The organism is Bisbaumannia pacifica (genome assembly GCF_007989625.1).
Classification (GTDB): Bacteria; Pseudomonadota; Gammaproteobacteria; order Pseudomonadales; family Halomonadaceae; genus Bisbaumannia; species Bisbaumannia pacifica.
Map to the genome: position 1 here is coordinate 37,498 of NZ_BJUK01000014.1, position 12,371 is coordinate 49,868.

Annotated in this window: 13 protein-coding genes; 7 read left to right on the forward strand and 6 right to left on the reverse strand. The window is 60.8% G+C overall.

What is annotated here, in order from left to right; genetic code table 11:
• Positions 1-71 precede the first annotated feature (71 nt).
• Genes HPA02_RS07945 through HPA02_RS07955 form a run of 3 tightly spaced genes read left to right on the forward strand, consistent with a single transcriptional unit; the run spans position 72 to position 1,688 of the window.
• Positions 72-599 carry a helix-turn-helix domain-containing protein gene (locus tag HPA02_RS07945; RefSeq protein ID WP_146802609.1) on the forward strand — a complete coding sequence of 176 codons (528 nt, stop codon included), beginning with the start codon at positions 72-74 and terminating at the stop codon, positions 597-599.
• A complete protein-coding gene (locus HPA02_RS07950; RefSeq protein WP_146802611.1) occupies positions 596-1,339 on the forward strand; it encodes an AzlC family ABC transporter permease in 744 nt (247 codons plus the stop codon). The genes HPA02_RS07945 and HPA02_RS07950 overlap by 4 nt, the downstream gene beginning before the upstream one ends.
• Positions 1,332-1,688 (forward strand): AzlD domain-containing protein, encoded by a 357-nt coding sequence (locus HPA02_RS07955; protein WP_146802613.1) that lies wholly within the window; start codon positions 1,332-1,334, stop codon positions 1,686-1,688. Before HPA02_RS07950 ends, HPA02_RS07955 begins: the two co-directional genes overlap by 8 nt.
• A 151-nt stretch (positions 1,689-1,839) precedes the next feature.
• Here the strand turns inward: HPA02_RS07955 and HPA02_RS07960 are convergent, their stop codons facing one another.
• Together HPA02_RS07960 and HPA02_RS07965 are read right to left on the reverse strand one after the other, a co-directional pair.
• Positions 1,840-2,868 (reverse strand): methionine synthase, encoded by a 1,029-nt coding sequence (locus tag HPA02_RS07960; protein ID WP_146802615.1) that lies wholly within the window; start codon positions 2,866-2,868, stop codon positions 1,840-1,842.
• A 25-nt stretch (positions 2,869-2,893) separates the two neighbouring features.
• Positions 2,894-3,877 carry a DUF1852 domain-containing protein gene (locus tag HPA02_RS07965; RefSeq protein WP_146802617.1) on the reverse strand — a complete coding sequence of 328 codons (984 nt, stop codon included), beginning with the start codon at positions 3,875-3,877 and terminating at the stop codon, positions 2,894-2,896.
• Positions 3,878-4,288: 411 nt separating this feature from the next.
• Between HPA02_RS07965 and HPA02_RS07970 the strand changes: the two genes are divergently transcribed.
• The gene (locus tag HPA02_RS07970) at positions 4,289-6,175 is read left to right on the forward strand and encodes a methyl-accepting chemotaxis protein (protein WP_146802619.1); all 1,887 of its coding nucleotides are present in this window, start codon (positions 4,289-4,291) and stop codon (positions 6,173-6,175) included.
• 75 nt (positions 6,176-6,250) lie between these two features.
• Here HPA02_RS07970 and ada read toward each other — a convergent pair whose 3' ends face one another.
• Entirely contained in the window at positions 6,251-7,360 is a 1,110-nt protein-coding gene (gene ada, locus HPA02_RS07975) for a bifunctional DNA-binding transcriptional regulator/O6-methylguanine-DNA methyltransferase Ada (RefSeq protein WP_146802621.1), read from the reverse strand.
• 309 nt (positions 7,361-7,669) lie between these two features.
• Between ada and HPA02_RS07980 the strand changes: the two genes are divergently transcribed.
• Positions 7,670-8,629, forward strand: a complete 960-nt coding sequence (locus tag HPA02_RS07980) for a DMT family transporter (protein WP_146802623.1) — start codon at positions 7,670-7,672, stop codon at positions 8,627-8,629.
• A gap of 291 nt (positions 8,630-8,920) precedes the next feature.
• Here HPA02_RS07980 and HPA02_RS07985 read toward each other — a convergent pair whose 3' ends face one another.
• Both HPA02_RS07985 and HPA02_RS07990 read right to left on the reverse strand, forming a co-directional pair.
• A complete protein-coding gene (locus HPA02_RS07985; RefSeq protein ID WP_146802625.1) occupies positions 8,921-9,493 on the reverse strand; it encodes a TetR/AcrR family transcriptional regulator in 573 nt (190 codons plus the stop codon).
• Positions 9,494-9,505: 12 nt separating this feature from the next.
• Positions 9,506-10,045, reverse strand: coding sequence for a carboxymuconolactone decarboxylase family protein (locus HPA02_RS07990; RefSeq protein ID WP_146802627.1), 540 nt, complete (start codon positions 10,043-10,045; stop codon positions 9,506-9,508).
• A gap of 316 nt (positions 10,046-10,361) precedes the next feature.
• Here HPA02_RS07990 and HPA02_RS18605 point away from each other — a divergent pair, with 316 nt between their 5' ends.
• Together HPA02_RS18605 and HPA02_RS08000 are read left to right on the forward strand one after the other, a co-directional pair.
• The gene (locus HPA02_RS18605) at positions 10,362-10,811 is read left to right on the forward strand and encodes a helix-turn-helix transcriptional regulator (RefSeq protein ID WP_371832421.1); all 450 of its coding nucleotides are present in this window, start codon (positions 10,362-10,364) and stop codon (positions 10,809-10,811) included.
• Complete coding sequence (locus HPA02_RS08000) at positions 10,792-11,211, forward strand: hypothetical protein (protein ID WP_146802629.1); 420 nt, start codon at positions 10,792-10,794, stop codon at positions 11,209-11,211. Before HPA02_RS18605 ends, HPA02_RS08000 begins: the two co-directional genes overlap by 20 nt.
• Before the next feature lie 340 nt (positions 11,212-11,551).
• On the opposite strand, the gene HPA02_RS08005 is transcribed toward HPA02_RS08000, so the two are convergent.
• A complete protein-coding gene (locus tag HPA02_RS08005; protein WP_146802631.1) occupies positions 11,552-12,313 on the reverse strand; it encodes a class I SAM-dependent methyltransferase in 762 nt (253 codons plus the stop codon).
• Positions 12,314-12,371: the final 58 nt, after the last annotated feature.

Here is a 12,371-nt window from a genome sequence, read left to right on the forward strand (position 1 = left end):
CCGACGGACTTGACAGGCTTCTGTTCTCTATATAGAACGTTCGTTAAAAGGAACAACCGAGACCACCCGTCATGGACAAGCTCGCCCTCGGCACCCTGGGCCAACACCTGCAGTCCCTGCGCCTGGCGCAGGGCTGGTCGCTATCGCAGCTGGCCGCCGCCGCCGGCATCGCCAAGTCGAACCTGTCGCGCCTCGAACAGGGCAACGGCAACCCCACCCTGGACACCATCTGGCGCCTGGCGGTGCAGCTCAAGGTGCCCTTCGGCACCCTGGTCGCCCCCATCGCCGTGCCCCTGGGCGAGGATGGCGTGGAGGTGCGCCTGCTCAACCAGGGCAAGGACCACCCCCAGGTCGACGCCTACTGGATGCGCTGCGCGCCGCATACCACGCGCCTCGCCGAGCCCCACACCCCCGGCGCCCGGGAGTCCCTGACCCTGATCAGCGGCCACCTGGAGGCCGGCCCCGAGGGCGACACCCGGCGGCTCTCGGCCGGCGACAGCCTGACCTTCGCCGCCGACCGCCCGCACCTCTATCGCACCGGGGATGCCTGGGCCACCCTGCTGCTCAGCGTCGTCTACCACGAGGAGGAACGCCGATGAACCTGGACGCCGTCACCTCACCCGGCCGCCCCTGGCTGACCGGCATGCGCGAGGCCATTCCGCTGCTCGGCGGCTATGTGCCGGTGGCCATCTCCTTCGGGCTAATCGCCACCCAGGCCGGCTTCACCCCCTGGGAGGCGGTGGTGATCTCCACCCTGGTCTATGCCGGCGCCTCCCAGTTCCTGTTCGTCGGCATGGTCGCCGCCGGGGCGCCGCTGTGGCTGGTGGTGGCCATGACGCTGCTGATCAACCTGCGTCATGTGGTCTACGCCCCCAACCTGGCCCCCTGGTTGACGCCCAGCCGCGCCTGGCCCTGGCTGATGCACGGCCTCACCGACCAGGTCTTCGCCCTGGCCCACGCCCGCCTGCCCGAGCTGCCCGCCGCCCAGCGCCTCGGCTGGTTCGGCGGCGCCGCCCTGTTGGCCTGGGCGAGCTGGGTCGGCGGCACGGCCCTGGGGGCCCTGGCCGGCGGCGAGCTGGTCGCCCGCTGGGCGCTGATGGGCGAGATCCTGCCCTTCGCCCTGCCCGCCCTCTTCCTGGTGCTGGTGGCGCCCCGCTTCACCTCGCGGCGCTGGGCCCTGGCCCTGAGCCTGACCATCCTGGTCGCCCTGGCGCTGACGATCCTCGGCTTCACCAACCTGGCGATCCCCCTCGCCGCCGCCTGCGGCGCCCTGTGCTTCCAGGTCGTCAAGTTCGGCCCCGCCAGGCAAGAGCACGCAAAAGGAGACCGCCATGAGTAGCGCCCTGTGGATCGCCGTCCTCGCCTCGGCAGTCGGCACCCTGCTGATGCGTGTGCTGCCGCTGCTATGGATGCAGCGTCGCCTCGAGCGGCTCGGTGACGACGACGGCCTGGAGGCCATGCCCCAGTGGCTGAGCCTGCTCGGCCCGGTGATGATCGCGGCGGTCTTCGGGGTCTCGCTGATGCCGGTGACCCCGGGGCTGCTGTCCTGGATCGCCACCGCCATCGGCGTGCTGGCGACCCTGGCCGTGTGGTGGGTCAAGCGCACCCTGGGCTGGCCGGTGGCGGCCGGCGTGGCCGCCTATGGTGCCGTGGTGATGCTAACGGCACTGGTCGGCCCCTTACCGTGATCTCCAAGAGCGTCGATTAATAGCGTGGCGGCGACCTGTCCCGGTGACTGGGTCAGGTCGAATACCGCTTAACGATAGGGAGCCCACATGAGCAGGTGTCTGGTGAATACCATTACTGTAGGCTCCTGCGACACTCCGGCCTTGGGGTGGACTATTTTTCGAGTTCCTTTCTCACCATTTCCGCTCCGGCACTCAATGCATCCAGCTTGGCCCTGGCCACCTGGCGAGGCAGTGGTGCCATGCCGCAGTTAGTGCAAGGATAGAGGTTCTCGGCGTCGACAAATTGCAGTGCCTTGCGTAGCGTATTGGCCACCTCTTCCGGGGTTTCGATGGCATGAGTGGCGACATCAATCGCCCCCACCATGACCTTCTTGCCTCGGATGAGCTCGATGAGTTCCATGGGAACGCGAGAGTTGTGGCACTCCAGCGAGACGATATCGATATTGGACTGTTGCAGCTTGGGGAAGACGGCTTCGTACTGACGCCATTCCGTGCCGAGCGTGCCTTTCCAGTCCGTATTGGCCTTGATGCCATAGCCGTAGCAGATGTGTACGGCGGTCTCGCACTTCAGGCCCTCAATCGCCTTCTCCAGGGTGGCGATCCCCCAGTCATTCACCTCATCGAAGAACACATTAAAGGCCGGCTCATCGAACTGAATGATATCAACCCCGGCCTCCTCCAGCTCTCGCGCCTCCTGGTTGAGAATCTTGGCAAACTCCCAGGCGAGTTTTTCCCGACTTTGATAGTGCCCATCATACAGGGTGTCGATCATGGTCATGGGGCCAGGCAGCGCCCACTTGATGGGTTGCGTGGTTTGCTCACGCAAGAACCTGGCGTCATCAACGAAAACCGGCTTCTGACGAGACACCTCGCCGACGACCGAGGGAACGCTGGCATCGTAACGATCGCGAATCCTGACGGTTTCGCGCTTCTCGAAGTCGACCCCATTGAGGTGTTCGATAAAGGTCGTGACAAAGTGTTGGCGCGACTGCTCGCCGTCACTGACGATATCGATGCCCGCATGTTGCTGTTCGTGCAAGGCCAGGCGCAGTGCGTCCTGCTTGCCTTCCGTCAACCCTTCATCCTGCAGCTTCCAGGGTGACCACAATACCTCCGGCTGTGCCAGCCAGGACGGCTTGGGAAGACTGCCGGCGGTCGAGGTGGGTAACAGTTTTGCCATGATGGAAGATCTCGTGATGGATGAATCAAAGGGCGTAGTTAGCGGACCATTGCTCGAGGATAGCGCGGTAGGGCTTGATGAAGTTCTCTTCAACAAACTTTCCTTGCTCGGTCGCTAGCCGACTACGTTCCTCCCGGTCATAGTCGACCTTGGTCACCGAGTAATCCTGCCGCTCCAGGCTTGGCTGATAGTACTTTCCCGCCACCGAGTTGGCATTGTAGATTTCCGGGCGATAGATTTTCTGGAAAGTATCCATGGTGCTGATGGTGCCGATAAGCTCGAGATTGGTGTAATCACCAAGCAGGTCGCCAGTAAAGTAAAATGCCAAAGGCGCCACGCTACCCGGAGGCATAAAGTAGCGAACCTTCATCCCCATCTTCTTGAAATACTCATCAGTCAATGAGTACTCTTCCTGCAGGTACTCGACGCCCAGCACGGGATGATGATTTTCTGTCCGGTGATAGGTCTTGGTGCTCGATACACTGATACAAATGACAGGAGGCTTATTGAAGTGCTCCTTGTAGGTATCAGAGTTCACGAAGGCCTTGAACAGCTTGCCATGCAAAACGCCGAAATCTTCCGGAACGCTGAATGCTTCCTGATGCTTGTTGTGCTCCTTCAGCAGCAGGCTGAAGTCGTAGTCCCGCACATAAGAGGAGAAGTTGTTGCCTGTGATGCCTTCGATTCTTTCATTGGTTCTTTTATCAATGACACTCGTCTTCAAGATCTCGATAATGGGAAGGATGCCATCTTTCGAGGCGGCATCCATGGCCACCTCGACGGAAATGATATCAAGCTCGACGGCGTAGCGGTCGCCCTTGGGGTTATCCCAATCCGCCAAGGCATTGAAACGGTTGTCAATCATCCTCAGGGTATTGCGCAAATTCTCTTCGCGCTTCTCCCCTCTGGCCAGGTTGGCAAAGTTGGTAGTGATGCGAGTAGTATCCGACGGCTGATAATTCTCATCGAAACGAATACTCTTAACGGCAAAGGTAAAGTCGCTGTTCATCGGGATGCACCATCCTGGTTCCTGAGACATGAAGCTAAGGCATCTGGCTATTGCGTAGCCTGTCGACGTTGCCCTTTGGATCGTCGCTGGCGCTCCAGCCAGTCGTTACTCACTCATTCGAGTGCGCCAACTCCGGCATAAGAGATGCCGAAGTTGCGGGCGAGTGCCCGGCGAGTTCGCCACTGACGAATCAATGAAAGGGATTATCGAGCCCGGCCAATCATGAGTAAAGCTGAAGATTTTCATGCCCAACATCAATTTCATTCATGATTGATCAGGGTGCCTCGTCTTCACCAACGAGCCCCGGCCACGCGATGCCTACAGTTTTCCCCCGACTCGCCGATAGCGTACTGACCAATTGGTCAATACAAGCGCATCCGCCCTGAGGGTGCGCCAGCCAGGGGAATAACAATGAAGCACCTGACGATTGCCAAGAAACTGCTACTCGGCATCGGCCTGAGCATGATCCTGATCGTCGGCGGGGTGACCGCCATTCAGTATCAGCTGTTCAGCGACCTGATCACCGAGCGGGTCACCGGCGCCGAGCTGCCGGCCACCCTCGAAAGCATTCGCAACGACATCGACGCCACCCTGACCGGGCCGATCACCACGGCCCGGGGCCTGGCCGATAACGGCTATCTGCGGGAGTGGCTGGCCCGGGGCGAGTCCCGGACGGAAGGCCAACGCGCCGTGGCTCACCTCGCGCGGCTGCAAGAGCGCACCGGAGCCGACACCGTCTTCTATGTGTCGGCGCTCAGCGGCAACTACTACACCGCCGAGGGCATCGCCCGCACCCTGAACCGGGACCAGGACGCCTGGTTCTATCGCCTGGTCGAGGGGGCCGATGCCCCCGAGTACACCCTGGATATCGATGCCGAAGGCGGCGAGCTGAAGGTCTTTATCAACCACGTGATCGAACTGGACGGCGAGCGCGTGGGGATCGCCGGGGTCGGCTATACCCTGGACGCCATGGCCGAGACGATCGGCGACTACCGGCTCGGCGAGTCCGGCATGGTGTTCCTGGCGAACCGGGATGGCCGGATCAGCGTGCACCCCGACGGCGCCGCCATGGCCGATCGGCCGGTGGCGGAACTGCCCGGCTGGGAGACCCAGGCCGCCGAGCTGCTGGCGGGGACGGGCTATCGCGACGCCACCCTCAGCGACGCGCAGGGCGCCGAGCAACTGGTCGCGGCCATCGACGTGCCCGGCACCGACTGGGTCGTCTTCGCCCAGATACCGCGGGGCGAGCTGTTCGCCGACCTCAACCGGGCGGTGCTGCTGGTCATCCTGATCGTGGCCCTGGTCATGCTGGCGAGCCTGGCGAGCCTGGCCCTGCTGCTGCGCGCGCTGTTCCGCCCCATTCGACGCACCGCTGAGGCCATGGGCGAGATCGCCGCCGGCGATGGCGACCTGACCCTGCGCCTCCCCGTGCAGGGCCGGGACGAAGCGAGCGAGCTCGCCATTCAGTTCAACGCCTTCGCCGACAAGATGCATGACGTGCTGGCCCGGGTCAGGAGCAGCAGCGACGCCGTGCGCCACGCCGCCCAGGAGATCGCCAGCGGCGGCCGGGACATGGCGCGACGCACCGACCAGGCGGCCTCCAGCCTGCAGCAGACCTCGGCCTCGATGGAGCAGATCACCGGCACGGTGGAGAACACCTCGGCCTCGTCCGGCGAGGCCAACCGGCTCTCGCAATCCGCCGCCGAGCTGGCCCAAGGCACCGGCGACACCGTCTCCCGGGTGGTGACCACCATGGGCGAGATCCAGCACGCCTCCGAGCGCATCGGCGACATCATCAAGGTCATGGACGACATCGCCTTCCAGACCAACCTGCTGGCGCTCAACGCCTCGGTGGAAGCGGCCCGCGCCGGTGAAAGCGGCAAGGGCTTCGCCGTGGTGGCGAACGAGGTTCGCCAGCTCGCCACCCGCAGCGCCCAGGCCTCACGGGATATCCGCGGCCTGATCGATGCCTCCGGCGAGAAGGTCCGGGGCGGCACCCGCCTGGTGCGCGACGCCGGCAGCGCCATGCACGACCTGGTCGAGGTGGTGAACCGCGTGGCGGGCATGCTGGGCGAGATCAGCCACGCCACCACCGAGCAGAGCGATGGCATCGGCCAGGTCAATATCGCCGTGGCCGAACTCGATCGCATGACTCAGCAGAACGCCTCGCTGGCGGAGGAGTCCACCGCCGCCGCCGAGCAACTGCGCGAACAGGCCGACCGCCTCGCGGAACTGGTCGGCAGCTTCACGCTCAAGGACGAACCACGGCAAAGCCAACGCCTTCCGGCGCTGGCATAGCCCTACGAACCCGCTGAGAAATCGCAGGCGGCACATGGAGGTCGGGCGCCGTCGCTCTCCGGCGATGGCGCCTCCTTATTCGTCCTCCCCCGCCCGCCTGGCGCCCCCTGCTTCTGCGGCCTCTCGTTCGAGCAGGGTGCGCTTTCTCTCCACGCCCCAACGGTAGCCGGAGAGCGCCCCGTCGCTGCGCACGACCCGATGGCAGGGAATGGCAAGCGCGAGGGGGTTGGAGGCGCAGGCCCTCGCCACGGCCCGTACCGCCTTGGGAGAGCCGATCCGCGCCGCCAACGCCGCATAGCTGATCGTGCTGCCGACGGGAATCTCGGTCAGCGCCTGCCAGACGCGCTGCTGAAAGGCGGTCCCACGAATATCCAGCGGCAGTGACAGTCCGACACCCGGCGCCTCGACGAACGCCACCACCTTGGCCACCCAGGCGTCGAAGCGCTTGCCCCCGGGGATCAGGTGGGCGTTGGCGAACTGCTCCTGGAACGCCTGCAACAGCCGCTCGGGATCGCTGCCCAGGGAGATGGCACAGATGCCCTTTTCGCTGGTCGCCACCAGTATCGTGCCCAGCGAGCATTCTCCCAGGGCGAACTGAATCTCCATGCCCTTGCCTCCCTCGCGGTACCGCTTGGGGGTCATGCCCAGCATGCGTTCGGCACCGGCATAGAAGCGCCCGCTGGAATTGAAGCCAGCCTCATAGATCGCATCGGTGACCGTCTCTTGCTGCGTCAGTACCTGGCGTACACGATCCGCCCGGCAAGCGGCCGCGTAGGCCCTGGGCGTGAGCCCGGTGACCGACTTGAAGACACGATGGAAGTGGAACCGACTCAGCCCCGCCACCCGGGCCAGTTCGTCGAGCGATGGCAACGCTTCGCCGTGTTCGATAAGACGGCAGGCCCTGGCGACGCGCTGGGCATGCCGCTGGGTCAAGGAAGCGGCCTGGGGACGACAGCGCTGACAGGGCCGGTACCCCGCCCCTTCGGCGGCGGCCGCATCGGCATGGAACTCGGCGTTTTCGCGGCGCGGCCGGCGCGATGGGCAGGTGGGGCGGCAATAGATCCCGGTGGTGCGCACGGCATAGACGAAGGCATCGTCCGCGGCGGCGTCGCGGGCCAGTACCGCGGCCCATTTGGCCGCATCGGAAGCGAAGCGTAGGAGGGAATCGTCGGATGTCTCGTTCATGGCGGGCTCCTGCAGAGGCTGCGGCAATCTCCATGAGTGCAGGATGCGCCCCGACGGCGACTGGCACACTCCGCCTCTTGCTTTCAAAGCAAACTCACGCGCGCTGGGTGGCGAGGCATGCCCGCGCTTGCTCGCGTGACGGCCTCGACCCTCTGCCACTCTACCACGCCGATAGCGACCACCAGTGGAGGGCCCCAACAAGACAGTGAGTCGCACGACCTCCTCGTCGAGTTCCAGGGCAAGAAGCGAAGTTCCCTCATCGCTTCACTGACCTAGGCTGCTAGGGTTTCCCCGACCGGAGTAGTCGCGATGAAGACGATCGATCGAACCATGGGGCCCATGGAGTGGGCGTTATTGCTGAGCTTGTCGATGCTGTGGGGCGGCTCGTTCTTTTTCGTGGGGGTGGCCGTCGAGGACCTCGGGCCGCTCACCATCGTGGCCCTGCGAGTGGGCCTGGCCGCCGTGGCGCTGAACGCCTGGATTCTCCTGCGGGGCCAGCGCATGCCACTCGACCCGGGGCTATGGGCCGCCTTCTTCGGCATGGGCCTGCTCAACAACATGATTCCCTTCAGCCTGATTGCCTGGGGACAGGGGCATATCGCCAGTGGCTTGGCATCGATTCTCAATGCCACCACGCCATTTTTCACCCTTATCGTGGCGCATGTCCTCACCCGCGACGAGCCTCTCACCCCAGGCCGCCTCCTGGGCGTGGCCATCGGCTTCGCCGGTGTGGTGTACATGCTGGGCAGCGAGGTTCACGCGGGTACCGCCAGCCACTCATGGGCACAGCTGGCGGTGCTGGCCGGCGCCCTCTCTTATGCCTTTGCCGGGGTCTTCGGGCGCCGCTTTCGCCGGCTGGGCTGCTCGCCCCTGGTGGCCGCCAGTGGCCAGGTCACGGCCTCGGCGCTGGTGCTGATGCCCTTGGCCCTGGGGGTGGAGCGCTTCTGGCAAGCGCCCTGGCCGGGGCCGGCTACCTGGTCGGCAGTGGTCGGCCTGGCCCTGTTCTCGACCGCCCTGGCGTACCTGATCTACTTCCGCCTGCTGGCGAGCGCGGGGGCGACGAACCTGTTGCTGGTCACGTTCCTGATCCCGGCCAGCGCCATTCTGCTGGGAATAGTCGTGCTGGGCGAGCGGCTGGAGTGGCGCCACCTGGCCGGCATGGGGCTGATCGGCCTCGGGCTGGTATCCATCGACGGCCGGCCGTGGAAGTGGCTCCGAAGCGTGGCCTACGCGTGTTGGAAGGCCCGGCGAGAAGGAGCACGCCGATGACCGATCCAACGCCTGATTCCTCCCCCCTGCCTCCGCCCGCCGACGGCCCATCGCCGTGCCACTGATTGGCATGGCCCTGGGAGTGGCCATGTGCCTGGTCTCGTGGCTGGTGGCGGATGCTCCCGGTCAGGGGGTGGCGATGCTCGCGATCATGCTGGCCTACGCGACAGTGATGCGCCATGGCCAGCGCTTCGAGACCGTCCGGGCACTCAGTCAGGCGCCTTACCGGGACGGCAAGAGACATCCAACGATACCGAGCCTCGGCTCCGCTCGGCCCGTCTGTGACGGTGGCTACGCTTCCTGGAGAGCCGAGATGATTAGGCGCTCCAGGGTCCCGACAGCCTGATCATAGGGAACCTGATTCTCCATCGTGGCTTTCGCCACTTCTTCGATCGCCCCAAATATCGCCACCAGCCGGTAGCTAAGGCATCCATCCGTATCACAGTCCGAGAAAAGCTCCCGATAGACACGCACGAAGGAGTTTCGAATATCGGTGCGAATATCCTTGTACTCGGGATAGGCCATCAAGGCCGACACGATGGCTTCATACTGAGGACCACACTGTCTGACACAGTCAAAATAAAGCGCCACGACATGGTGCACTCGCTCCTGCAGAGAACGGGCCTGGCCGGCAACCCTCTGGCGGGTCACGTCGACCAGTCGCTGGTCGAATCGAGCGTATAACTGGTAGAGCAGGTTGGCCCGACTTTGGAAGTGGCTATAGGCCACAGGCTTGGTCACGCCCGCTTCCTGAGCGAGCGTGGCCAGTGTAAGAACATCCGCTCCATCGCGCTCGAGAATCACCAGAGACAGATCCAGTAATTGCTGTCGTCGCTCGTCCTTGGAAAGCCTCTTTCGCATCATCACTTCGCTTAATCAGGATTCGGATGTCAACTCAACTTTCGGGAAGTCGATCTTGGGTTGCACTAGGTTGTTGACCCAATTGCTGAAATTGTTAATTCCCGTCCAGGCCACCACCTGCATGATCAGGGCATCACTCATACCCAGAGCCCTACAGCGATCTTTACGCTCAGAGGAGCAAGCACCGCTATTCTCCATCACGTCGAGGGCCAGATCGAGCATCCCCTGATCCAGGGGATCACTAGCCTCGCCACCTTGGGCGGCACGGCATTCTTCCTGGCTCATTCCTAACTTTCGAGCCGAAAAGGTATGCCCACTAACACAATAATGACACCCATTCCGGTTGGCCACGGCCAGGGAGATTAGCTCTCGCTGCCGCTCACTCAACAAGCAGCGCTCCTCAATCGCCTCCTCGAATGCCAGATAGCCTTTCAGGCTCGCCCCATCGATCCCCAAGGCCCCATAGAAGTTCGGGACCATTCCATAGCGCTCCTGGAACGCCTTAAGGATAGGCATGGCAAGATCATCGGCCGTTTCAAAATTCACCGGTTTCATCGTTCACCTCATTCAACAGAAAATGGCAGGGCAAACCTTTCATCTAAAGGGATATGACGCTTTTCGGTATGAACTCAGCCACAACCTACCAAAGGTAAGTATACCATTGGTAGGTTACGCTGCAACCTTCTTGCCATGTGACAGATTCAGGGCTTCGAGCCCACGCTATGCCCTGATCGCCCAACAGGAAAGCCCCTAGATTTTCAACTCGGCTTATGCATGAGACCAGCCTGAAGAAGAAGGTGGCGATTGATTTTCTAACTTAAAATCATGATGTTACCAGAAGAAAACGTTTCAAGGGGACCACTCACCATGGGTGAAAGTCCATCTACCTGTCTCCCCTCCTGCAACGATTCTGACCGTATCCGAACTGAGCGACCGGCGAACCACCATCGACCACGGTACGCTGCTGCTGCGAGAAACCCTCGACAACAATGGCGTGACCGACCTCAGGCGTAACTACAAAATCGATGCCATGCAAGAAAGCCTACTGCGGTTGGAGCCATGCATTACCAGCAAACCCTTCCAAGTTGACATGGCTCACCATGACAAGCATGCTTGTCATATGAAAAATCGGATTCGTGTGCTGCGCAAGGCACAAGGCCTGACCCAGGCTGACCTGGCCGATACGCTGGGCGTGTCACGTAACACCATCAACTCCATCGAAGTCGGCCGCTACGTGCCCTCGTTACCCCTGGCACTGAAGTTGGCAAGGTTCTTCGGTAAACCTGTTGAGGAGGTATTCGATGACCGATCCGAGACCTGACTCTTCCACCCCTTCCCCTGTCCAACGACGGCCGATAGCCGTGCCGCTGGTTGGCGTGGCCCTGGGAGTGGCCATGTTCCTGGTCTCGTGGCTGGTGGCGGATGCTCCCGGCCAGGGTGTGACGATGCTCGCGATCATGCTTGCCTACGCGACAGTAATGCGCCATGGCCAACGCTTCGAGATCGTCCAGGTACTCAGTCAGGATCCACCTCTAGATGAACGCCATGCGCTGATCCAGCAGCGTGCCGTGGCGATCGCCTACTATGCAGTAGTTGGCGTCTCCCTGATTGGCTTTATCTGGGAGATGGCGCATGGGACCACCGGCGCCTTCACCTTGATCTGCTTCGTCGGCGGCATCACCCATATGTGCGCCACAGCGATCTTGCGCCGCCGCTTGTAGTTCGTCGAGGTGACGGCCAGCGATGACCAGCCTCCGCTTCGCTCGGTCCGTCTGTCGCAATGGCGAGTTGTCGCCATGCTTCCAGGAGAGCCGAAACGATCAAGCTCCCCATGAGGTGTGATGGTATTTACCGTTAGCCACTTGGCATCTAATTTTTAAAGAAAATGCATAGATCAAACAGAGATTTTATTATTCCAGCGGAGTCTCATTTTAGAGTAGAGGCCACCACATATATTTAAAATATCTTCCTAGAAAAAACTCAATGTCAAAAAATTCAAACAGCCTCCTATCCGACCTCTGCTTTATTGAGCCCTGGGAGACCCAAGGCTCTTTCAGATACTTAAGAAAAAGCCTCAAACGTAATCACTTCTCCTGAAGCCTCATCACCATCAATCATCGAAAATGGATATTTATAGTCCAACGTAATGGAAACATCTTTAAACCCGGCCTCATGCAACAAGCTCTTAAACTCAAAAACACCCCAAAAACGAAGAGAAAAAGTCTCCAACTCAGAAGATACCAAGCTTCCTGAACTCCAGTGCTCGTACTTCAATTGAGAAACCGTAGTCTGATGCAAATAGCTGGTCTTTACTCTTGACTCTGTTAAAGTCAACATATCAATACCTAAATCCCACATACGCGACGTAGGGCCAGAGTCAATCATACAAGACAATGAGTCTATATCTACAACAATCTTTCCAGATTCTGACAAGCAATCTTTCAAGCGCTTAAGAAAACCTAAGCATGCAACAGGCGACTTGATCAACTGAATAGATCCTGCTGGCATCACCACAGCAGAGAACTTCTCTCCGTAGACAAAATTTTCAAAATTTTTCTTGCTGACATTATCTACTAGATTTCTTATAGAAATCTCTTTCTTGCAGATATCCAACATATGAGGAGAGGCATCAAAACCATGGACTACATGACCGGCCTCAAGCAATGGTATAAGAAATCTCCCATTACCAACTGCAGGCTCTAAAATTGGCCCACTAGTACCCTTTAGACATGACAAATAAAACTCAACATCTCCAAAAGATCGGCCAATAGGCTTGTCCACATGATAAACCCAAGAGGCCAGAGAGCCATACTTGTTATCCATAATCCCTCCCTACTCCCTAGAAATTAATTCACCAAGCGACGACTTCAAACCAACTTAC